This window comes from Actinomadura fibrosa (genome assembly GCF_900659615.1).
GTDB classification, from domain to species: domain Bacteria; phylum Actinomycetota; class Actinomycetes; order Streptosporangiales; family Streptosporangiaceae; genus Spirillospora; species Spirillospora fibrosa.
The window spans coordinates 1-22373 of record NZ_CAACUY010000104.1; the positions used below are offsets into that span (position 1 = coordinate 1).

Genomic DNA, 22373 nt, shown 5'->3' on the forward strand with positions numbered 1-22373 from the left:
GCCAGTTCCGCGCGTCCCGCCTCGGCCCGCCGCCCCGTCTTGGTGAGCAGCTCCGCCGCCTCCGCCGCGAGCGCCGCGGCGCGCTCGGGGTCGGTGGCCCGCAGGCCGTGGGCGCGGGCGAGGCGGCCGAGGCCGAGGTCGCCGTCCATCGCCGGGACCGCGATCGCCTCGGCGATGTCGGCCCACTTGAGCGCGTCCACGGAATCGCCTTGGGCGGCGCGGACGTAGGCGAGGATCTCCGCGCAGATCACGAGCGTGCTGAAGTCCAGGCCCTGGGTGCCGTCGCCGCACGCCGCGATCAGCGCCTCGGCGCCCTCCTCGTGCCGCCCCGCGTTGATGATCGCGATGGCGCGGGCCACGTGCGCCATGTGCGTCCACCACTCGCCGGACCCGGTGTCGTTGGCGACCGCCTCGTCCCCGGCGCGCAGCGCGCGCTCGTGCTCGCCCATGTAGCTCGCCGCCAGGCACTGCTGGGTCAGCCCGTAGGCCAGCGTCTCCTGGGACCGCAGCTCCCGCCCGACCGCGGTGGCCTCGTCGGCGAACGCGGCGGCCTCCTCCAGGCGCCCCTGGAGGAACAGGATCCTCGCCTGGCCCGCGAGCATGTAGCCGAGGATGTAGCCCTGCCCCGTCGCCCGGGCGATCGTCACGAGCCGCTCGACGTGCCGCAGCGCGCTGTCGTACATCCCGAGGAACGTCTCGGCCCACACCAGCCACAGGACGCAGTCGAGGCAGTCGGCGAAGTCGTGGTCGGACGCCGCGGAGAACAGCTGGTCGGCGGTCTGCGCGTAGGCGACGGCCTCCTCCACCTCCCCGCGGGCGTAGGACACCATCGGCCGCATCGAGGCGACCGCGGCCGTCAACCCGGGGCTCCACTCGGGGGCGCTCTCCGGGATGGTGTCCAGGACGGCCTGCGAGCCGCGGCTGTCGATGCGCTGGATCCGGTCGGCGACCAGCCGGATCCGCAGCAGCACGGCCTCGGGGGTCCGCCGGTCGGTGATGCGGCGCAGCTCGTCCAGGACGATCGCGCGCGCCTCGTGGATGCGGCCGAGCTGCCGCTCCATCACCGCGCACAGCTGGACGGTCCGCGCCCGGCGGACGGTGTCCTCCGGCGGCAGCAGCGCCAGCAGCGCCCGCGCGGTCTGGCGGCCCTCCTCGGCGCGGCCGCTGACGGCCTGCACGTGGGTGAGCTCCACCAGCAGCTCCACCCGGTCGGGATGCGCGCCGTGCGCCGCTCCCGTACCCGGGGTGCCCGGCGCGTCGGACTCGTCCGGCATGAGCCGCAGCGCCGCCTCCAGCCAGTACGCGGCGGTGCCCGGCGCCTGGACGCCGACGACGCGCGCCGCGTCCACCAGCGTCGCGATGGCGTCGCGGTCGCCGAACCGGGCCGAGCGCACCACGTGGTGGGCGCGGACGGTCGCCGGGGCGCCGAGCTCGGTCAGCCGGGACGAGACGCGGTCGTGCGCGGCGAGCCGCCAGCCCGCCGCCGTCGAGGCGTAGGCGACGTGCCGGACGAGCGGGTGCCGGAACCGGAACCGGCCCCCGGACGCGGGCCGCACCACGTCGTGCGCGGTCAGCACGTCCAGCGCGGCCAGCGCGTCGGCCTGGTCCATCTCGGCGGCGACGGCGGCCAGCGCCGGCTCGAACACGTCCGCGGCGACGGCCGCGCCGCGCGCCAGCAGCAGCGCGTCGGGCGGCAGCGCGCTCAGCTCGACCTGCAGGGCGGTCCGCACGGCGGGCGGCACCTCGGTCAGGTTCGCCACGCCCCGCTCCCAGCCGTGCCGCTCCAGCCCGGCCCGGCCGCCGGCGGGGTCGTCGGCGCCGTCCATCCGCGCCAGCGCCTCCAGGTAGAACGGGTTGCCGCCGCTGGCCTTGTAGAGCGCCTCGCACCGCGACCGGCTCACGTCCGGGCCGAGGAACTGCTCGACCTCGTCCCGCGTCAGCGGATCGACCGACACGTGCACGCCCTGCGGGCCCGCCGCGTCCACCAGCGCCGCCAGCCGCGGCGACGCCTGCGCCGGACGGTAGGCGACCGCCAGCAGCAGCCGCGCGCGCGGCGGATGCCGGACCAGGTGGTCCAGCAGCTCCACGGTCGCGTCGTCGGCCCAGTGCAGGTCGTCGAGGATCAGCACGAGCCCGGACGGCGCCGCGAGCCGCTCCAGCAGGTGCCGCACGGTCCGGTGCAGCTGGTAGCGGGCGACCTGCGACACCGGGGAGGCGGCCGGCGGGTCCGCGGCGATGTCGGCGAGCGCCGGGAACACCGAGCCGAGCAGCCGCAGCGCCGCGGGCGGCAGGTCGAGCGCGTGCTCCTCCAGGCGGTCGTCGAGCGCGTCGACGACCGCGCCGAACGGCATCTCCTGCTCGAACTCGGCCGCGCGGCCGGCGAGGAACGGCAGCTTGCGCTCCGTCGCCGCGTCCGCCAGCTCGGTGAGCAGCCGCGTCTTGCCCGCACCGGGCTCGCCCACGAGGGCCAGCAGGCCGTACCCGGCCTCGGCGCCGTCGAGCGCGCGGTGCAGCGCGTCCAGCGCGTCCCGCCGCCCTACCAGCGGAGCGACGCCGGTCTGCGCACCGGCGTCGCGGGCCGCACGACCCTCCATGTCCACACCCCAACTGCGACAGGCGGTCGAAACGCCGTGATCGAGCTTCTCGTCGGTGGTTCCTGAGAATTCGCGGGATTCACCCTATCGGGTCATTCGTCAATAAGGCAGGACAACACGCACCGTATCCTCGGCCGGCCCCTGCCGGGCGGCCCGGAGGGGCCCGTGGCGTCCACAGCTATCAACCGCCGCCGCGCGCCCCGTGTCAACCTCGGGCAGGTAACCGTTCCGCAGTCGTCACATGAGACGGGCCGCCGCCGCCCCCGGCCGGGAACGCCGTCACCGCAGACGGGACCAGGAGCGGCGCGGCGAGTCGGCGACGCGGCTCAGCGCGACCAGCGGCGCCGGCGGGCGCGCGGCCCCGCGCGTCCCGAGCCCGCGCATGAACGACAGCTGCTCCAGCGTCGGCGGGCCGACCGCGAGGCTGCGCAGTGTCGCGTCCTTTGCGTCGGCCTGCCCGGTCCGCACCAGGTAGGCGGCCGCCATGGAGCCCGTCCGTCCCACGCCCGCGCCGCAGTGCACGAACACCGGCCCCCGCGCGCCCTCCACCGCGGCGAGGAACCGCGCCACCTGGTCCGCTGAGGGCGCCTGCCCGTCCCGGACGGGGATCCGCACCACGGTGAGCCCCGCCCGCCCGGGCCGCGCCAGCGCCGCCGGGGACAGCTCCTCCGCGCGCAGGTCGACCACCGTCCGGACGCCGCGCGCCGCGAGCCACCGGTACCCGTCGCCGCTCGGCGCGGCGCCGCGCCACAGCCGCCCGTCCACCCGGACGAAGTTCTTGATCCCCGGCACGTCCGCGGCGGGCTCCGCCCCGGCCGTGCCCCGGTCGCGCTCCTCGGCCCGCGCGGCACCGGTCATCGCGAGCATCCACAGGCTCACCACCAGCCACGCCAGCGCGTACGACAGCGCGGCTCCGGCCAGCGTCCACCCGACCACCCGCCGACACCCCCGGGAAATGCGCATTCCGCGACAATAGCCGCAGGAATCGGACGACACCGTCCGATCGGCCCGTTCCTGGACGCCCCGAATCAGGAGGGCAGATCCAGGAGTGCAGCCGCTTCGTCCCAGGGGGTGGTGTTGCCGGACGGTTCGTAGCGGCGGAGGGGTTGGGTGGCGGCTACCAGGGCGCGCATCTCGGCGAGGGACGACACGGCGCCCTGCGCGCGCGCCTGGACCAGGACGTTGCCGAGGGCGGTCGCCTCAACGGGGCCCGCGACGACGGGGAGACCTGAGGCATCCGCGGTGAGCTGGCAGAGCAGCTCATTGCGGCTGCCACCGCCGACCAGGTGGACGACGTCGATCTCCCGGCCGGACAGCCGCGCCGCCTGCCGCAGCGTGGCGCGGTGGGCGAGGGCGAGGCTGTCCAGGACGCAGCGGACGGTCTCGGCGCGGGTCCGCGGCTCGGGCAGGCCGCGGCGGCGGCAGTGCGCGGTGATGCGGGCGGGCATGTCGCCCGGCGGGAGGAACTCGGGGTCGTCGGGGTCGATGAGGGAGCGGAGCCCCGGGACCCGCGCGGCCTCGTCCAGCAGGGCGGGCAGGTCGGCGTCGCCCCAGGTCCGCAGCGACTCCTGGAGCAGCCAGAGGCCCATCACGTTGCGGAGGTAGCGGACGGTGCCGTCCACGCCGCCCTCGTTCGTGAAGTTGGCCTTGCGGCTCGCCTCGGTCAGGACCGGGGCGTCCAGCTCGACGCCGACCAGCGACCACGTGCCGCAGGAGATGTAGGCGAACCGCTCGCCGGTCGCGGGGACGGCCGCGACGGCGGACGCGGTGTCATGCGACCCGACGGCGGTGACCGGGAGGTCCGTGGGACGGCCGGTCTCCTCGGCCACATCCGGGCGCAGGGTGCCGATGACCTCGCCCGGGTCGCGGAGCGGGGGCAGGACGCGGGCGGGCAGGCCGACGCGGTCGAGGAGGTCGCCCGACCAGGCGCCGGTGCGGACGTCCAGCAGGCCCGTGGTGGACGCGTTGGTGCGCTCGGCGCCGATTCCGCCGGTCAGCCAGTAGGCGAGGAGGTCGGGGATCAGCAGGAGGGTGCTCGCGCGCTCCGGGTCGTCGGCCGCGAGCTGGTAGATCGTGTTGAACGGGAGGAACTGGAGGCCGGACGTCCGGTAGAGGAAGTCGTCGCCGAGCTCGGCGCGGACGCGCTCCATGACGCCGTCGGTGCGGGAGTCGCGGTAGTGGACGGGGTTGCCGATAAGGTTCCCGTCGCCGTCGAGGAGCCCGTAGTCGACGGCCCAGGAGTCGATGCCTACGGAGGCGAGGCCGGGCGGGGCCGCGCGCAGCCCGTCCAGGACGTTGCCGTAGAGGCCGAGGACGTCCCAGTGCAGCGTGCCGTTGACCCGGACGGGGCGGTTGGGGAAGCGGCGGACCTCGGTGAGCTCCAGGGTGCCCGGCCCGACGCGCGCGGCCATGACGCGGCCGCTCGACGCGCCGAGGTCGACGGCCGCGTAGGTGGAGGGAGTCATTCGGCGATCAGCACTTCCAGGGTTCGGGGGCCGTGCACGCCCTCCACGCGGGAGAGCTCGATGTCGCTCGTCGCGGACGGCCCGGAGACGAACGTCAGGGGGCGGGACGGGTCGAGCCGCTCCAGCGCCTCGGGGACGTCGGGGAAGACCTGCGCGGCACGGACGACGATCAGGTGGTAGTCGGGGACCAGGGACAGCGCGCGGGGGCCCTGCCCGGGACCGTGGTCGAGCACGATCGTCCCGGTCTCGGCGATCGCGGCGGCGCAGCCGGTGACCGCGCCCGCGAGGCCGTCGAGGGCGTCCGCGGCGGGGTCGCGGACGAGCGGCGCCGCGGTCGCGGCCGTCCACTCCTCGGGGAGCCCGGACGCGATGCCGTGCTCGCCCGGCCGGGCCGCCAGCCGCTCGGCGATCGCCGCCGGGAGCTCGTGCTCGGGCACGCGGACGACAGCCGCGCGGTAGTCGGCGACCCGCTCGGCGAACAGCGCGAGGACGCCGTCGTCGTGGTGGCGCCGCAGGTAGCCGCGGTCGATGCGGGCGTAGTCGGCGGCGACGTCGGCGGCCGGCCGGGTGGGCACGACCCGCTCGATCCGGCCGAGGATCTCCTCCCGCGCGCTCATCGGCCGTCCCCTTCCGTGCCGCCGTTCGTGCGGGCCCACCAGGCGCGGAACGACTCCGGCGGCGGGACGGGGGCGTCGCGCGTCTCCGTCCACGCGGACAGCGGGCCGGGGAGCCGCCGGATCCGGCCGCGCCGCCCGGCGAACCGGCGTCCCATGGACGCGGCGCGCTGCGCGAGCGCGAGCCGGGTGGGGGAGCGGAGCGTCCATCCCGCGGCGCCCATCGCGGCGCGCTCCAGCGGGTGCCGCGGGCCCTGCTCGACCGCGCGGGCCCGCAGGTGCACGAGCACCTCGGGGATGTCGATGGCGACCGGGCACGCCTCGAAGCACGCCCCGCACAGCGACGACGCGTAGGGGAGGGAGGCGTCCACGTCCGAGCCGATGCCCCTGATCTGCGGCGACAGGATCGCGCCGATCGGGCCCGGGTACGGCGAGCCGTAGGCGTGGCCGCCCGCGCGCTGGTACACCGGGCACACGTTCAGGCACGCCGAGCAGCGGATGCAGCGCAGCGCCTGCCGTCCGACGTCGTCGGCGAGCGTCGCGGTCCGGCCGTTGTCGAGCAGGACGAGGTGGAAGTCGCGCGGCCCGTCCCCGGGGTGCGTTCCGGTCCAGGTCGAGGTGTAGGGGTTCATCCGCTCGGCGGTGGACGAGCGGGGCAGCAGCTGGAGGAACACCTCCAGGTCGCGCCAGCTCGGGACGAGCTTCTCCACGCCCATCACCGAGATCAGCGTCTCGGGGAGCGTGAGGCACATCCGCCCGTTGCCCTCCGATTCGAGGACGACGAGCGTGCCGGTGTCGGCGACGGCGAAGTTCACGCCCGACACGCCGACCTTCGCCGACAGGAACTTGGCGCGCAGGTGCCTGCGGGCGGCCTCGGCCAGCTCGGCGGGGGAGTCGGTCAGGCCCTCCGGCGCGTCGTCCATCGCCCGCAGGAAGATGTCGCGGATGTCGGACCGGTTCCGGTGGATCGCGGGGACGAGGATGTGCGAGGGCCGGTCGTCGCCGAGCTGGACGATCAGCTCGGCGAGGTCGGTCTCGTAGGCGGCGATCCCCTCCTCGGCGAGCGCCTCGTTCAGCCCGATCTCCTGCGTGGCCATCGACTTGACCTTGACGACCTCGGTCTCGCCGGTGGCCTTGACGAGGCCGGCGACGATCCGGTTGGCCTCGGCGGCGTCGCGCGCCCAGTGCACGGTGCCGCCCGCCGCGGTGACGTTCTCCTCCAGCAGCCGCAGGTAGTGGCCGAGGTTCGCGAGGACGTGGTCCTTGATCTGCTTCCCGGCCGCGCGGAGCGCCTCCCAGTCGTCCAGCTCGGCGACGGCGGCGGCGCGCCGCCCGCGGATCGTGGTGGTGGCGTGGGCGAGGTTGCCGCGCAGCCGCGCGTCGGCGACCGCCTCCCGCGCCGCGTCCGGGAAGGACGGCATGCCCACGTAGGTCGGCATGGTCTCGGCGACGCGGTCGGTTCCCGCGGTGGGGCTCATGCTGGGTCCTCCTCGGTGGAGGCGAGGATCTCGGCCAGGTGGACGGTGCGCACCCCCGCGCGGGTGCGGCTGAGCGCGCCGCCGATGTGCATCAGGCAGGAGTTGTCGGCCGCGCACAGCGCCTCGGCCCTCGTCTCGCGGACGTGGGTGACCTTGTCCGCGCACATCGCGGCCGACACCTCGGAGTTCTTCAGCGCGAACGTGCCGCCGAAGCCGCAGCACTCGGCGGCCTCCGGCAGGTCGACGAGGTCGATGCCGCGGACCTCGCGCAGCAGCCGCAGCGGGCGGTCGCCGACGTGCAGCATCCGCAGCGAGTGGCAGGTCGGGTGGTAGGTGACGCGGTGCGGGAAGTAGGCGCCGACGTCGGTGACGCCGAGCACGTCCACGAGGAACTCCGACAGCTCGTGCACGCGGGACGCGACGCCCGCCGCGCGCGGCGCCAGTTTCGGATGCCAGTCGCGGATCATCGCGCCGCAGGACGCGGACGGCGTCACGACCGCGTCGTAGGGCTCGAACGTCTCGGCGAAGCGCTTCACCAGCGGCAGCGCCTGCGCCCGGTAGCCGGTGTTCAGGTGCATCTGGCCGCAGCAGGTCTGCCCGGCGGGGAAGTCGACGTCGTGGCCGAGCCGCCGCAGCAGCTTCACGACGGCCTTGCCCGTGCCGGGGTACATCGTGTCGTTGACGCAGGTGAGGAACAGCGCGACCTTCATGACGGGCTCCCCTCCGGGACGCCGCCGCGGCGGCTGGACTCGCGGACCACCAGCTCCGGCTGGAACATGACCTGCTGGTGGGCGTGCCCGCCCGGGTCGTCGCACTCCTCCAGCAGCAGTTCGGTGGCGATCCGCCCGAGCTGGTAGGTGGGCTGGCGCACCGAGCTCAGCGGGACCGCGGCCGCCGCGGAGAACTCGATGTCGTCGTACCCGATCAGCGCCACGTCGGTCGGCACCTTCACCCCGGCCTGGAGCAGGACGCGCAGCACGCCGAGCGCGAGCAGGTCGTTGGCGCAGAACACCGCCTCGGGCAGCGGGCCGGACTCCAGCAGCCGCCGGGCCGCCTCCTGCCCGGCGCGCGCGTTCATCGCCGGGACGGCGACCTCGCGGAACGCCTCGCGGCCGAGGCCCGCCGCGCGCAGCGCCCGCAGCGCGCCCTTGCGGCGGTCGGCGCACTGGCGCAGCACCGGCGGGCCGGTGACGAACCCCAGCGTGCGGGCGCCCTCGCCGAGCAGCCGGCCCGCGGCGAGCTCGCCGCCCGCGACGTCGTCCACGGCCACCGAGCACTGGTTGGCGCGCGGCGTCGGATGGTCGAGCAGCACCACCGGGACGCCCCGGTCGCGCAGCGCCCCGGCCTTCTCGCCGTCGTCGCCGACCGGGGTCAGCAGGACGCCGCGGACGCGCTGCTCGGCGAACACCCGCAGGTTGCGCTGCTCGCGCTCGTCCGACTCGCCGGACGAGGACAGGATCACCGCGTAGCCGCGCTCGCTCGCGGTGTCCTCGACGCCGCGGGCGACGTCGGTGAAGAACGGGTTGCCGAGGTCGAGCACCATCAGCCCGATCGTGCTGCTGTGGCCGGCCCGCAGCGTGGACGCCGAGCCGTTGCGGACGAACCCGAGGTCGACGATCGCCTGCTCGACGCGGGCGCGGGTCGCGGCGGCGACCCGCTCGGGCCGGTTCAGCACGTTCGACACGGTCCCCGGCGAGACGCCGGCGCGCGCCGCGACCTGCTTGATGCCCACCGTCCCGGGCCGCCCGGTGCCTCCTGTGCTCAATTCGCCGCCCCCGGTCGGTCCGCTGGTGTGCCGCCGCTCACTTTGGGACATGGGATTAAAACGTGTCAACCCCGCTGTCGGAAGTCGTTCACCTGGGCCGGACCCGGACGGGGCCCTCGGACGGGTTCCGTGAAAATCGCCTCCGGCCCGATCAAGCAAGGGTTCCCGCCCTCTTCCAGGCGATCGGCGAGTAAGTGCCCTCTTGACGAGTGCTCCGGCTCACATCTAGCGTCCTCCGCAACATCGAGTTAAAACGTTTTTCATCCGTACGTCACAGACTCCCCCCGCGAGGAGGGTCGCCATGAGCGGACCCGGCCGGTCGGCAGCGCCGACATTGGCACTGGTCAACGTGAGCAAGTCGTTCGGCGCCGTGCGCGCCCTCCAGGACGTCACGCTGGAGCTGCACGCCGGTGAGGTGCACGCCCTCGCGGGCGAGAACGGCGCGGGCAAGTCCACCGTCGTAAAAACGTTCGCAGGGGTGCACCGCCCCGACGCGGGCGAGGTGCGGGTGGACGGACGGCCGGCGGTCTTCGGGGGCCCGGCCGACGCGCAGGCCGCCGGGGTCGCGGTCATCTACCAGGAGCCCACGCTGTTCCCCGACCTGTCGGTCGCGGAGAACATCTTCATGGGCCGCCAGCCGCGCACCGGCCTCGGCCGGATCGACCGCCGCGCGATGCACGCGGAGACGGCGCGGCTGTTCGAGCGGCTCGGCGTCGCGCTCGACCCGCAGCAGCCCGCCCGCGGCCTGTCGATCGCCGACCAGCAGGTCGTCGAGATCGCCAAGGCCATCTCGCGGGACGCGCGGGTACTGATCATGGACGAGCCGACCGCGGCGCTCACCGGCCAGGAGGTCGCCCGGCTGTTCGCGGTGACCCGCACGCTCCAGGAGCACGGCTGCGCGATCCTGTTCATCTCGCACCGGCTGGAGGAGATCTTCGAGCTCTGCCAGCGGGTGACGACCCTGCGCGACGGCACCTACATCGGCACCGACGCGGTCGCCGACCTCACCCCCGACGACCTCGTCCGCCGCATGGTCGGCCGCGACCTCGACGCGCTCTACCCCAAGCAGGACGTCGCGCCCGGCGAGGTCGCGCTGAAGGTGTCGCGGCTGACCCGCGAGGGCGCCTTCACCGACATCTCGTTCGAGGTGCGGCGCGGCGAGATCGTCGCGCTGGCCGGGCTGGTCGGCGCGGGCCGCAGCGAGGTCGCCCGCGCGATCTTCGGCGTGGACCGCTGGGACGCCGGGGACGTCGAGGTGGACGGCCGGGCGCTGCCCGCCGGGAGCCCCACCGCCGCGATGTCGGCGGGCATCGCGCTCGTCCCCGAGGACCGGCGCCAGCAGGGCCTCGTCATGGACATGTCCATCGAGCGGAACATGGGCCTCACCCAGCTCCGCTCGCTGCGCCGCGCCACCGGCCGCGCGGGCCTCATCTCCCGCAAGGTGGAGCGCGACCGCGCCGCCGACTGGGCGCTGCGCCTCCAGCTCAAGTACGCCCGGCTGTCCGACACCGTCGGCGTCCTGTCGGGCGGCAACCAGCAGAAGGTCGTGCTCGCCAAGTGGCTGGCGACCGAGCCGACCGTCCTGATCGTGGACGAGCCGACCCGCGGCATCGACGTCGGCACCAAGGCCGAGGTCCACCGGCTGCTCTCGGAGCTGGCCGCGCAGGACCTGGCCGTCCTGATGATCTCGTCCGACCTGCCCGAGGTGATCGGCATGGCCGACCGCGTCCTCGTCATGCACGAGGGCCGGCTCACCGCCGAGATCCCCCGCGCGGACGCCACCGAGGAGAGCGTGATGGCCGCCGCGACCGGGCGCGCCGGAACCGGAAAGGCGGCCTGACATGACCGTACTCGCGGAGTCCCCGGCCAGGCCGGGCGAGGGCGGCCCCCCGGGCGGCGGGCGGCGGCTGGTCGAGGTGGTGCTGCGCGCCCGCGAGCTGAGCATCCTCGGCGCGCTGGTCGTGCTGGTCGTCGCCACGACGATCGCCAACCCGCGGTTCCTGTCCGGCCAGGGCGTGAAGGACATCTTCCTCAACGCCTCGATCCTGGCGCTGCTCGCCGTCGGCCAGACCATGGTCGTCGTCACCCGCAACATCGACCTGTCGGTCGGCTCGGTCGTCGGCCTGGTCGCGTTCTGCGCGGGCAAGTTCGCCTCGTCCGGCGACCGCAACGTCCTGCTAGTCGCGCTGGTCGGGGTGGGAATCGGGCTGGCCTGCGGGCTGGTGAACGGCCTGCTCGTCAGCTTCTGCCGGGTCCCGGCGCTGGTCGTCACCCTCGGCACGCTGTACGTGATCCAGGGCCTGGACCACTACATCGCGCACGGCGAGCAGATCGGCGCCGCCGACCTGCCGTCCTCGGTGCTGTCGCTCGGCAACGACGGGGTCCTCGGCGTCCCCTACCTCCCGATCATCACGGTGGTCGTGATGCTGATGATCGGCTACTACCTGCGCTCCTACTCCTCCGGCCGCGAGTTCTACGCGATCGGGTCGAGCCCGGAGGCGGCCCGCCTCGCGGGCGTGTCGATCCGCCGCCGCGTGCTGACCGCCTACCTGGTCAGCGGCGCGCTCGCGGGCCTCGCCGGGGTGCTGTGGCTCGCCCGGTTCGGCACGGTCGTCGCGGACGCCGCGCACGGCTGGGAGCTGAAGGTCGTCAGCGCCGTCGTGGTCGGCGGCGTCGCGATCACCGGCGGCGTCGGCACCGTGTACGGGGCCGCGCTCGGCGCGCTGCTGCTCACCACCATCGGCAGCGTGCTGGTGGTGCTCAAGGTCAACTCGTTCTGGCAGGACGCCATCACCGGCATCCTGCTCCTCCTCGCCATCAGCGTGGACCGGCTGCTGGCGCTGCGCGTCACCAAGGCGCTCAGGCAGCGGTCGCTCAGCACGGGCGCGCAGCGGCGCCGCCGGGGCGGCGGCAGGCCGCGCAACGGCGGACCGGCCGATGCCGGACCGCGCGACGCCGAGGACGCCGCAGGCAAGCCCGCTGCCGACAAGCCCGCCGCGGGTCCGTCCGCCGGCGCGTCCGCCGCCGAGGCTCCGAAGGGGAAGGTCGCTCATGACTCGTGACGCGCGCACCGCCGCCGCGCGGCTGCTCCGGTGGGAGACCGCCGTCACCGCGCTGCTGGTCGTGGTCTTCGCCGGCGGGGCGGGCCTGTCGCCCGACTTCGCCAACACCGACAACCTGTCGTTCGCGCTCGGCGACCTCAGCGAGATCGCGCTGATCGCGCTGCCGATGACCCTGCTGGTCGTCTGCGGCCAGGTGGACCTGTCGGTCGCCTCGATCCTCGGCCTGTGCAGCGCGCTCACCGGCAAGCTGTGGGACGGCGGCATGGCGATCGAGACGATCATCCCGATCGTGCTGGCCGTCGGGCTCGTGTGCGGGCTGGTCAACGGCCTGCTGGTCACCCGCCTCGGGCTGCCGTCCCTGGCGGTGACGATCGGCACGATGACCCTCTACCGGGGGCTCGCGTACGTGACGCTCGGCACCGAGGCGATCTCCGAGTTCCCGACGCGGTACACCGATCTCGCGACGTCGTCGATCCCCGGCACGCCGATCCCGTACCCGATCGCGCTGTTCGCGGTGCTGGCGGTGCTCACCGCCGTCGTCCTGCACGCCACCGGCGTCGGCCGGTCGCTGTTCGCGATCGGCTCGCAGGAGGACGCCGCGTACTTCGCCGGCATCCGGGTCAAGCGCCTCAAGCTGGTGCTGTTCACGGTGTCCGGGCTCGTCGCCGGGTTCGCGGGCATCGTGTACACGCTCCGCTACGGCAGCGCCCGCGCCGACAACGGCCTCGGCCTGGAGCTGACCGTCATCGCGGCGGTGCTGCTCGGCGGCATCGACTTCGACGGCGGCAAGGGCACGCTCGGCGGCGTGATCGCCGCGGTGCTGCTCATCGGCCTGCTCCGCAACCTGCTGATGCTCAACGACGTCTCCACCGAGATCCAGTCGATCGTCACCGGGCTGCTGCTCATCGTCAGCGTCCTCACGCCGCGGCTGATCGCCGTGGTCCGCGAGGCACAGGGCCGGCGGCAGGGCGCGCGACCCGCGGTCCCCGCCGCCGCACCCTGACCCTTTCCCTGATCCCGCCCGCGCGGTCCGTCCGCGCGGGCCCCGCGAACGCCCCCCGCCGCCGCTCACCCCACCCCGACGCAAGACCCGGATTCCCGAAAGGCATCACGATGACCGTTCGTCTGCGCGCTCCGCGCCGGTTCACGACCGCCGCGACGGCGAGCGCACTGGCCCTCGCCCTGGCCGCCTGCGGCGGCACGACCAAGGACGACTCGTCCGGCTCGGGGGACGCCAAGGCCGCGGCCGGGAACGCCTCGGCGAACCCGAACGCGCCCCTGAAGAAGGGCCTGAAGATCGCGTTCCTGCCGAAGCAGGTCAACAACCCCTACGAGACGATCGTCGACAAGGCCGGGATCGAGGCCGCCGGGGAGTACGGCGGCGAGGCCAAGGAGGTCGGCCCGTCCGACGCGTCGGCGTCCTCGCAGGTGTCCTACATCAACACGCTCGTCCAGCAGCGGCACGACGCGATCCTCATCGCCGCCAACGACGCGAACGCGGTGTGCGGCCCGCTGAAGCAGGCCCGCGCCAAGAAGATCAAGATCGTCGCGTACGACTCCGACACCAACCCCGACTGCCGGGACGTGTTCATCAACCAGGCCAGCTCGGAGGAGATCGGCCGCAGCGAGGTCAAGCTCCTGTCGGAGCAGATCGGCGGCAAGGGCGAGATCGCGATCCTGTCCGCGACCGCGAACGCCACCAACCAGAACACCTGGATCAAGTTCATGCAGGACGAGCTGAAGAAGCCGGAGTACTCCGGCCTCAAGCTCGTCAAGGTGGCCTACGGCGACGACGACGACCAGAAGTCGTTCCAGCAGACGCAGGGCCTCCTCCAGGCGTACCCGAACCTGAAGGGCATCATCTCGCCGACCACCGTCGGCATCGCGGCGGCCGCCCGCTACATCTCCGGCTCCAAGTACAAGGGCAAGGTCGCGCTGACCGGCCTCGGCACCCCCGACCAGATGCGCAAGTTCATCAAGGACGGCACCGTGAAGTCGTTCGAGCTGTGGGACCCGAAGAACCTCGGCTACCTCGCCTCCTACGCGGCGGCGTCGCTGGCGTCCGGCCAGATCACCGGCGCGCAGGGCGAGAAGTTCAAGGCCGGCAAGCTCGGCGAGCGGACGATCGGCGCGAACGGCGAGGTGATCCTCGGCCCGCCGACGGTGTTCGACGCCAAGAACATCGACCAGTACCACTTCTGATCCCGGAGCGCCGGAACCCATGGCATCCGAAGGCACGAAGCGCGTGTGCTTCCTGCTGAAGGTCAGGCAGGACCGCCTGGAGGAGTACAAGCTGCGCCACCAGGCGGTCTGGCCCGACATGCTGGCCGCGCTGCGCGACACGGGCTGGCACAACTACTCGCTGTTCCTGCGCGAGGACGGCCTCCTCGTCGGCTACCTGGAGACCGACGACTTCGAGGCCGCGCAGGCCGGCATGGCCCGCACCGACGTCAACGCCCGCTGGCAGGCGGAGATGGCGCCGTTCTTCGAGGACCTCGACGGCCGCCCCGACGAGGGCATGCGGCCGCTCGACGAGGTCTTCCACCTCGACTGAGAGACCCGGAAAGAGGTTGACCCTGTGAGTGACACCAGCGCGGTGAAGGACGCCCTGCGCCGCCAGCAGATCGAGACTCCGTCCTGGGCGTACGGCAACTCGGGGACCCGGTTCAAGGTCTTCGCCCAGCCCGGGGTGCCGCGCACCCCGCAGGAGAAGATCGGCGACGCCGCGCAGGTGCACCGGTACACCGGGATCGCGCCGAGCGTGGCGGTCCACATCCCCTGGGACCGGGTGGACGACTACGCGCAGCTCGCCGCCTACGCCAAGGAGAAGGGGGTGCGGATCGGCGCGGTCAACTCCAACGTCTTCCAGGACGACGACTACAAGCTCGGCAGCGTCACCAACCCCGACCCGAAGGTGCGCCGCAAGGCCCTGGACCACCTGCTGCACTGCGTCGACATCATGGACGCGACCGGGTCCCGCGACCTGAAGCTGTGGTTCTCCGACGGCACCAACTACCCGGGGCAGGACGACATCCGCGCCCGCCAGGACCGCATGGAGGAGGCGCTCGCCGCCGTCTACGAGCGGCTCGGCGAGCACCAGCGGTTCCTGCTGGAGTACAAGCTGTTCGAGCCGGCGTTCTACACGACCGACCTGCCGGACTGGGGCACCTCGTACGCCCACTGCCTGAAGCTCGGCCCGAGGGCGCAGGTCGTGGTCGACACCGGGCACCACGCGCCGGGCACCAACATCGAGTTCATCGTGGCGTTCCTGCTGCGCGAGGGGAAGCTCGGCGGGTTCGACTTCAACTCCCGCTTCTACGCCGACGACGACCTGATGGTCGGCGCCGCCGACCCGTTCCAGCTCTTCCGGATCATGTACGAGGTGGTGCGGGGCGGCGGCTACGACCCCGAGGCGGGCGTGGCGTTCATGCTCGACCAGTGCCACAACATCGAGCCGAAGATCCAGGGTCAGATCCGCTCGGTGATGAACGTCCAGGAGGCCACGGCGAAGGCGCTGCTCGTGGACGCCGCCGCGCTCGGCGCCGCGCAGGCCGCCGGGGACGTGCTGGAGGCGAACGCGGTCTTCATGGACGCCTACAACACCGACGTCCGGCCGCTCCTCGCGGAGCTGCGCGAGGAGATGGGCCTGCACCCGGATCCGATCGCCGCCTACAAGGCGTCCGGCTACTTCGAGCGGGTCGCCGAGGAGCGCAAGGACGGCCAGGCCGCCGGCTGGGGCGCCTGACCCGCACGCGACCCGCGAGCACCGCACCACGCACGCATCCGCAACACGCACGTCCGCAACACGGAGGAGACAACCGATGACCGCCACTCCACCCGAGGTGGAGCAGCTGCTGGAACGGGCCAACACCCTCGGCTCGGACCCGCGCAACACCAACTACGCGGGCGGCAACGCCTCGGCCAAGGGGACCGTCACCGACCCCGTGACGGCCCGCGACGTCGAGCTGATGTGGGTGAAGGGCTCGGGCGGCGACCTCGGGACGCTCACCGAGGCGGGCCTCGCGGTGCTGCGGCTCGACCGGATGCGCGCGCTCGTGGACGTCTACCCGGGCGTCGAGCGCGAGGACGAGATGGTCGCCGCGTTCGACTACTGCCTGCACGGCAGGGGCGGCGCGGCGCCGTCCATCGACACCGCGATGCACGGTCTGGTCGAGGCCGCGCACGTCGACCACCTGCACCCCGACTCCGGCATCGCGATCGCGACCGCCGCGGACGGCGCGGAGCTGACCCGGCGGATCTTCGGCGGCCGGGTGGCGTGGGTGCCGTGGCGGCGGCCCGGCTTCCAGCTCGGCCTGGACATCGCCGAGATCAAGCGGGCGAACCCGGACGCGATCGGCGTGATCCTCGGCGGGCACGGCATCACCGCCTGGGGCGCGACGAGCGCGGAGTGCCAGGCGAACTCCCTGGAGATCATCCGGACGGCGGAGGCGTACATCGCCGAGCACGGCAGGCCCGACCCGTTCGGCCCGGTCGTGCACCCGCCGCTGCCGGAGGCGGAGCGGCGCGAGCGCGCCGCCGCGCTGTTCCCGCTGGTCCGCGGGCTGGCGTCCACGGACCGGCCGCAGGTCGGGCACTACACCGACAGCGAGCCGGTGCTCGACTTCGTCGCGCGGGCCGAGCACCCGCGGCTCGCCGCGCTCGGCACGTCCTGCCCGGACCACTTCCTGCGGACCAAGGTCAAGCCGATGGTGCTGGACCTTCCGCCGGACGCGCCGCTCGACGACGTCAAGGCCCGGCTGAAGGAGCTGCACGCCGCCTACCGGGAGGACTACGCCGCCTACTACGCGCGGCACGCCGCCCCGGACTCGCCCGCGATGCGCGGCGCGGACCCGGCGATCGTGCTGGTGCCGGGCGTCGGCATGTTCAGCTTCGGCGCCAACAAGCAGACCGCGCGCGTGGCGGGCGAGTTCTACGTCAACGCGATCAACGTGATGCGCGGTGCGGAGGCCCTGTCCACCTACGCGCCGATCGACGAGGCGGAGAAGTTCCGCATCGAGTACTGGGAGCTGGAGGAGGCCAAGCTCCGCCGGATGCCGAAGCCGAAGCCGCTCGCCACCCGCGTCGCGCTCGTCACCGGCGGCGGGTCGGGCATCGGCGCGGCGACCGCGCGGCGCCTCGCCGCCGAGGGCGCCTGCGTCGTCGTCGCCGACCGCGACCTCGGCGCCGCCGAGAAGGTCGTCGCGGAGATCGGCGCGGGCGCGCTGCGCGCGGCGGACGCCGCCGTCGCCGTCGGCGCCGACGTCACCTCCGAGGAGGAGGTCGCGGCGGCCGTGCGGGACGCGGTGCTGGCGTTCGGCGGCGTCGACCTCGTCGTCAACAACGCCGGGCTGTCGATCTCCAAGCCGCTGCTGGAGACGACCGCGGCGGACTGGGACCTCCAGCACGACGTGATGGCGCGCGGCTCGTTCCTCGTGTCCCGCGAGACGGCCCGGGTGATGGTCGAGCAGGCCATGGGCGGCGACATCGTCTACATCTCGTCCAAGAACGCCGTGTTCGCCGGGCCGAACAACGTCGCGTACGGGGCGACGAAGGCCGACCAGGCCCACCAGGTCCGGCTGCTGGCCGCCGAGCTCGGCGAGCACGGCATCCGGGTCAACGGCGTCAACCCGGACGGCGTCGTGCGCGGCTCCGGGATCTTCGCCGGCGGCTGGGGCGCCAAGCGCGCCGCCGTGTACGGGGTGGAGGAGGAGAAGCTCGGCGAGTTCTACGCCCAGCGGACGCTGCTCAAGCGCGAGGTGCTGCCCGAGCACGTCGCCGCCGCCGTGTTCGCGCTCACCGGCGGGGACCTGACCCACACCACCGGGCTGCACATCCCGGTGGACGCCGGAGTGGCCGCCGCGTTCCTGCGCTGACACCCCGCGGCCCGTCCCACCCCGGCGGCCGTCAACGGAAGGGAGCACCACCGATGAACGCACCAGTGACCGGCGGCACCGCCGCGCCCCCGAAGGTGAAGGTCGGCCTCGTCGCCGGCGGGCTCGGCGCCTACTGGCCCCAGTTCCCCGACCTGCTGCCGCAGCTCAAGCGGTCCGCCGAGCGGGTGTCGGAGCGGATGAGCGAGCTCGGCGCGGAGGTCGTCGACGTCGGGTTCATCTCCGACGCCCAGGAGGGCGCGGCCGCCGCCGAGCGGCTCCGCGCCGCCGGGTGCGACCTCATCGTCGGGTTCCTCACCACCTACATGACCGCGACGATGCTCGTCCCGGTCGCGCAGCGCGCGGACGCGCCCGTCCTGCTGATCAACCTCCAGCCGACCGAGTCGATGGACCACGCGACCTTCGACACCGGCCAGTGGCTGGCCTACTGCGGCGCGTGCCCGCTGCCGGAGATGGCGAACGCCTTCGCGCGCTGCGGCGTCCCGTTCCGGTCCGTCTCCGGCTACCTGGAGGACGAGCGGGCCTGGGCGAAGATCGGCCGCTGGGTGCGGGCCGCCGGGGTCCGCGCCGCGCTGCGCCGGGGCCGGCACGGCCTGATGGGCCACCTCTACCCGGGCATGCTGGACGTGTCGACCGACCTCACCCTCGTCAGCGCCAACTTCGGCGGGCACGTCGAGGTGCTGGAGTTCGACGACCTCCGGGTGCGCGTGGAGAAGGTCACCGACGCCGAGGCGGCGGAGAAGAAGGCCGAGGCGGAGAAGATCTTCGAGCTGGACGCGTCGGTGAACGACGACGACCTCGCCTGGGCGGCCCGCGTGTCGGTCGGCCTGGACCGGCTCGCCGAGGACTTCGCGCTGGACAGCCTCGCCTACTACCACCGCGGCCTGGACGGCGAGGTCCACGAGCGGCTCGGCGCCGGGATGATCCTCGGCGCCTCGCTGCTCACCGCGCGCGGCGTCCCGGCGGCGGGCGAGTACGAGCTGCGCACCTCGCTCGCCATGCTGATCGCCGACCGGCTCGGCGCGGGCGGCTCGTTCACCGAGCTCCAGGCGCTCGACTTCGCCCGCGGCCACGTCGAGATGGGCCACGACGGGCCCGCTCACCTCGCGATCAGCGCCCGCCGGCCGCTGCTGCGCGGCCTGGGCGTGTACCACGGCAAGCGCGGCTACGGCGTGTCCGTCGAGTTCGACGTCAGGCACGGCCCGGTCACCGCGTTCGGGATCATCCAGCGCCGCGACGGCCGGTTCGCGTTCGTCGCGTCCGAGGGCGAGACCGTGGACGGGCCGCTGCTCCAGATCGGCAACACCACGTCCCGGGTCGACTTCGGCTGCGACCCGGGAGAGTGGGTGGACGCCTGGAGCGCCACCGGCATCTCCCACCACTGGGCCCTCGGCACCGGCCACCGGATCGCCGACCTGCGCGCCGTCGCCGACCTCATGGAGATCGAACTGGTCGAAGTCAGGCCCTAACGGACCGCTCCCCGCGGAGCCCTCCACCCCACCGCACCTCTTCACCCACCGCACCTCTCCACTTCCTGACGGCACTTCTCTCACGGCGTGATCGGGGGATCCGCCCCAAGGCGATGCCGGGCGCAAGCCCATGTCCCTGCACTTCCAGCGCGGCCTGCCCGCGCGCGCTGGAGGGCAGCGCCATGGGCTCTGCTCGGCATGCCCGGAGCGCGGACGCCGCCCACCCCTCACCACCCCCCTCTGAGAGGACCTCCACGTCCATGCGCAGAGACCGCCGGGAACGCGGCACCCCGTCCGCCGCGTTCCTCTTCCGCCCCCTGGTTCCCCTCCGCCTCGCCGCCGCCGTCACCGTCGCGGCCGCGACGGTCGCGCTGCCCGGCACCGCGCAGGCCGCGCTGCGGGCCGGGCATGCCCCGCAGGCCCCGACCGGCCTCACCGTCGGCGACCGGACCCGGCCGCTGAACGTCGAGGGCGCGCCGCTGTTCGGCTGGACGCCCCGCGACCGCGACCCCGGCGAGATCCAGACCGGCTACGAGATCGCCGTGCGGACCGCGTCCGGGAAGACAGTCTGGGACAGCGGACGCGTCCGCTTCGGCAGCCAGGAGTACGTCCCGTACGCGGGGGCCTCGCTCAAGCCCGAGACGACCTACACCTGGAAGGTCCGCACCTGGGACCGCACCGGGAAGTCCTCGCCCTGGTCGAGGCCCGCCTCGTTCGACACCGGCCTCGCCGACGGCGACTGGCAGGCCATCTGGATCCGCCGCACCACCGGTGAGGCCGACGACTACACCCTCGCCCGCAAGGACTTCACGGTCGGCGCCTCGAAGGTCGTCCGCGCCCGCGCCCATATCGCGGCGGGCCAGCAGTACGCGCTGCACCTGAACGGCAAGGAGGTCGACCGCGGCCCGGCGTTCGAGTACGCCGACGACGGCTTCTACAAGACCGTGGACGTCACGTCCGAGCTGAAGGCCGGGAAGCACGCCACGATCGGCGCGCTGTACCACTGGTACGGGTCCGGGCAGGGACGGCCCAAGGGCGAGCCGGGGCTGCTCCTCCGGCTCGTCATCGACCACGCGGACGGCACCCGCCAGGTCGTCGTCACCGACGGGACGTGGAAGGTCGCGCGCGGCCCCTGGAAGGCCGCGCCGCGCCGCAACGGCGACGCCGGCGACTACGTCGAGGAGATCGACGGCACCGCCGGCCCGCTCGGCTGGGACCGTCCCGGCTTCGACGCGTCGTCCTGGCAGGCCCCGCAGGCCGTCGGCACCCACCCGGCGGGCGCCTTCACGCACCTGCGCGGGCAGGAGACCGCGCTGTCGTTCCGGTCCGCCCGCCCGGTGAAGGTCACGCGGCTCGCGTCCGGGGCGCTGGTCGCCGACTTCGGCACGGTGATCCCCGCCGTGCCCGTCGTCCGGTTCCGCGACGGCGAGGCCGGACGGCACGTCGACCTGCACGCCGGTTACGTCCTCAACGCCGACGGTTCGGTGTCACGTTCCAAGGACGACAACCAGGACACCGACCTCAGCTACGGCTACACCCAGCGCGACGGCGACCAGACCTTCCGCGCCTTCACCTACGTGGGCTTCCGCTACCTGGAGATCGGGCCGGGCTCGGGGGCGTCGCCGGAGGACGTGTCCGCCGTCGTCCAGCACACCGAGGTGGAGCGCGCCTCCAGCGTCCGCACGTCCGACGCCGGAGTGGACGCCGCCTACGACCTCATGGCGCGGTCGGCGCTGTACGGGTCGCAGTCCCAGTTCCTCGACACCCCGACCCGCGAGAAGGGCCAGTTCCTCGGCGACTCGGTCGACACGTCGCTGGCGCTCATGGGCGCGTACGGGGAGCGGCGCCTCACCCGGCAGGCGATCGGCGAGTTCATCGCCTCGCAGGCCCGCTACTGGCCCGACGGCCGCCTCAACGCCGTGTACCCGAACGGCGACGGCAAGCGCGACATCCCGGACTACACCGAGATGTTCCCGGGCTGGGTCTGGGACTACTACGAGCAGTCCGGCGACGCGTCCACGCTGGCTCGCGCCTACCCGGTCATGACGGCGGTCGCGGGCTACGTCCGCCGCTACATCTCCTCCGGGACGGGCCTGGTCACCGACCTGGAGGGCGGCTCCGGCCAGTACAAGTACGGCATCATCGACTGGCCCGCGACGATGCGGTACGGGCACGACATGGACACCGCCGCCCGGACCGTCATCAACGTCCTCGGCGTGGACGTCCTCAACGCGACCGCCCGCGCCGCCGACGCGCTCGGCAGGACGGGCGAGGCGGCGGCGCTGCGCGCGGACGCGGCGTCCCTCACCGCCGCCGTCAACGCGCGGCTCCGCCGCCCGGACGGCGTCTACATCGACGGCCTCAAGGCCGACGGGTCGCAGAGCGCGCACGCCTCGCAGATCGCAAACGCCTACGCGCTCGCCTACGGCGTCGCCCCCGCCGACGCCCGGGCCGCGGTCGGGTCCTACGTCGCCGGGCTCGGCATGCAGATGGGCCCGATGACCGCGCACGGGCTGCTCGCCGCGCTCGCCGACCGTCCCGCCGACGTCGTCACCCGCCTCACCGACGCGAAGGGACCCGGCTGGGGCAACATCCTCGCGCGCGGCGGCACCTTTACCTGGGAGTCGTGGGACGCCCCCGAGACCGGCCAGAGCCACTCCCACCCGTGGGGCGCGACGTCGCTGGTGGACGTGCAGCGGACGCTCCTCGGCGTCACCGTGACCGCACCCGCGTCCGCCGCGATCCGGGTCCGCCCGCCGCTGTCGGGCCTCAGCCGGGCGTCCGGCACCGTGCCGGTGCAGCGCGGCGACGTGGACGTCCGCTGGGAGCGCCGGGAAAGCGCATTCACGCTGGCCGTGGACGTCCCGGTGAACGTCCGCGCCGAGATCCACGTGCCCGCCCGCTCCGCCCGCGACGTCCGCGTCTCCGGACCCGGCGGCGCCCGCTTCACCGGGATGCGGGACGGCTACGCGGTCTTCGAGGCGGGCTCCGGCCACCTGACCTTCCGCTCGACGCGGGCCTGAGGCCCGCACGGA

The 22373-nt window shown here is 73.7% G+C and carries 16 protein-coding genes; 9 read left to right on the forward strand and 7 right to left on the reverse strand.

Annotation, left to right across the window (positions count from 1 at the left end; translation table 11 throughout):
- The 7 genes from E1300_RS28325 to E1300_RS28355 form a co-directional block, all read right to left on the reverse strand.
- A partial coding sequence (locus E1300_RS28325) for an ATP-binding protein (RefSeq protein ID WP_131760140.1) occupies window positions 1-2594 on the reverse strand: 2594 nt, incomplete at its 3' end.
- Window positions 2595-2873: 279 nt separating this feature from the next.
- Window positions 2874-3530: a fused DSP-PTPase phosphatase/NAD kinase-like protein gene (locus E1300_RS28330; protein ID WP_242619444.1), complete on the reverse strand. Its 657-nt coding sequence runs from the start codon at window positions 3528-3530 to the stop codon at window positions 2874-2876.
- A 92-nt stretch (window positions 3531-3622) separates the two neighbouring features.
- Window positions 3623-5059, reverse strand: a complete 1437-nt coding sequence (locus E1300_RS28335) for a rhamnulokinase (RefSeq protein ID WP_131760142.1) — start codon at window positions 5057-5059, stop codon at window positions 3623-3625.
- Window positions 5056-5676, reverse strand: coding sequence for a LutC/YkgG family protein (locus E1300_RS28340; RefSeq protein ID WP_131760143.1), 621 nt, complete (start codon window positions 5674-5676; stop codon window positions 5056-5058). Before E1300_RS28340 ends, E1300_RS28335 begins: the two co-directional genes overlap by 4 nt.
- On the reverse strand, window positions 5673-7094 hold the full coding sequence (locus tag E1300_RS28345; RefSeq protein WP_207400001.1) for a LutB/LldF family L-lactate oxidation iron-sulfur protein: 1422 nt from the start codon (window positions 7092-7094) through the stop codon (window positions 5673-5675). The genes E1300_RS28340 and E1300_RS28345 overlap by 4 nt, the downstream gene beginning before the upstream one ends.
- A gap of 53 nt (window positions 7095-7147) precedes the next feature.
- Window positions 7148-7861, reverse strand: coding sequence for a (Fe-S)-binding protein (locus tag E1300_RS28350; RefSeq protein WP_131760144.1), 714 nt, complete (start codon window positions 7859-7861; stop codon window positions 7148-7150).
- Entirely contained in the window at window positions 7858-8916 is a 1059-nt protein-coding gene (locus E1300_RS28355; RefSeq protein ID WP_242619445.1) for a LacI family DNA-binding transcriptional regulator, read from the reverse strand. Before E1300_RS28355 ends, E1300_RS28350 begins: the two co-directional genes overlap by 4 nt.
- A 301-nt stretch (window positions 8917-9217) precedes the next feature.
- On the opposite strand from E1300_RS28355, the gene E1300_RS28360 reads away from it, so the two are divergent.
- From E1300_RS28360 to E1300_RS28400, 9 genes are all read left to right on the forward strand, one after another.
- Window positions 9218-10756 (forward strand): sugar ABC transporter ATP-binding protein, encoded by a 1539-nt coding sequence (locus tag E1300_RS28360; protein ID WP_131760146.1) that lies wholly within the window; start codon window positions 9218-9220, stop codon window positions 10754-10756.
- A gap of 1 nt (window position 10757) precedes the next feature.
- Window positions 10758-11978 carry an ABC transporter permease gene (locus E1300_RS28365; RefSeq protein ID WP_131760147.1) on the forward strand — a complete coding sequence of 407 codons (1221 nt, stop codon included), beginning with the start codon at window positions 10758-10760 and terminating at the stop codon, window positions 11976-11978.
- A complete protein-coding gene (locus tag E1300_RS28370) occupies window positions 11968-12981 on the forward strand; it encodes an ABC transporter permease (protein WP_131760148.1) in 1014 nt (337 codons plus the stop codon). The genes E1300_RS28365 and E1300_RS28370 overlap by 11 nt, the downstream gene beginning before the upstream one ends.
- A gap of 110 nt (window positions 12982-13091) precedes the next feature.
- The gene (rhaS, locus tag E1300_RS28375; RefSeq protein ID WP_131760149.1) at window positions 13092-14180 is read left to right on the forward strand and encodes a rhamnose ABC transporter substrate-binding protein; all 1089 of its coding nucleotides are present in this window, start codon (window positions 13092-13094) and stop codon (window positions 14178-14180) included.
- A 19-nt stretch (window positions 14181-14199) separates the two neighbouring features.
- Window positions 14200-14532, forward strand: coding sequence for an L-rhamnose mutarotase (locus E1300_RS28380; protein WP_131760150.1), 333 nt, complete (start codon window positions 14200-14202; stop codon window positions 14530-14532).
- A gap of 24 nt (window positions 14533-14556) precedes the next feature.
- The gene (gene rhaI / locus E1300_RS28385) at window positions 14557-15723 is read left to right on the forward strand and encodes an L-rhamnose isomerase (RefSeq protein WP_131760151.1); all 1167 of its coding nucleotides are present in this window, start codon (window positions 14557-14559) and stop codon (window positions 15721-15723) included.
- The gene (locus tag E1300_RS28390) at window positions 15635-17851 is read left to right on the forward strand and encodes a bifunctional aldolase/short-chain dehydrogenase (RefSeq protein WP_370785230.1); all 2217 of its coding nucleotides are present in this window, start codon (window positions 15635-15637) and stop codon (window positions 17849-17851) included. Before rhaI ends, E1300_RS28390 begins: the two co-directional genes overlap by 89 nt.
- A gap of 53 nt (window positions 17852-17904) precedes the next feature.
- Entirely contained in the window at window positions 17905-19338 is a 1434-nt protein-coding gene (locus E1300_RS28395; RefSeq protein ID WP_131760153.1) for an L-fucose/L-arabinose isomerase family protein, read from the forward strand.
- 260 nt (window positions 19339-19598) lie between these two features.
- Window positions 19599-22361, forward strand: a complete 2763-nt coding sequence (locus tag E1300_RS28400; protein ID WP_131760154.1) for a family 78 glycoside hydrolase catalytic domain — start codon at window positions 19599-19601, stop codon at window positions 22359-22361.
- The last annotated feature ends 12 nt before the right edge of the window (window positions 22362-22373 follow it).

Coding starts and splice junctions, on each gene's coding strand:
- E1300_RS28335 (WP_131760142.1), bottom strand. CDS start 5,059: ATGACTCCCTCCACCTACGCGGCCGTCGACCTCGGCGCGTCGAGCGGC.
- E1300_RS28340 (WP_131760143.1), bottom strand. CDS start 5,676: ATGAGCGCGCGGGAGGAGATCCTCGGCCGGATCGAGCGGGTCGTGCCC.
- E1300_RS28345 (WP_207400001.1), bottom strand. CDS start 7,094: ATGCCGTCCTTCCCGGACGCGGCGCGGGAGGCGGTCGCCGACGCGCGG.
- E1300_RS28350 (WP_131760144.1), bottom strand. CDS start 7,861: ATGAAGGTCGCGCTGTTCCTCACCTGCGTCAACGACACGATGTACCCC.
- E1300_RS28360 (WP_131760146.1), top strand. CDS start 9,218: ATGAGCGGACCCGGCCGGTCGGCAGCGCCGACATTGGCACTGGTCAAC.
- E1300_RS28365 (WP_131760147.1), top strand. CDS start 10,758: ATGACCGTACTCGCGGAGTCCCCGGCCAGGCCGGGCGAGGGCGGCCCC.
- E1300_RS28370 (WP_131760148.1), top strand. CDS start 11,968: ATGACTCGTGACGCGCGCACCGCCGCCGCGCGGCTGCTCCGGTGGGAG.
- rhaS (WP_131760149.1), top strand. CDS start 13,092: ATGACCGTTCGTCTGCGCGCTCCGCGCCGGTTCACGACCGCCGCGACG.
- E1300_RS28380 (WP_131760150.1), top strand. CDS start 14,200: ATGGCATCCGAAGGCACGAAGCGCGTGTGCTTCCTGCTGAAGGTCAGG.
- E1300_RS28395 (WP_131760153.1), top strand. CDS start 17,905: ATGAACGCACCAGTGACCGGCGGCACCGCCGCGCCCCCGAAGGTGAAG.
- E1300_RS28400 (WP_131760154.1), top strand. CDS start 19,599: ATGCGCAGAGACCGCCGGGAACGCGGCACCCCGTCCGCCGCGTTCCTC.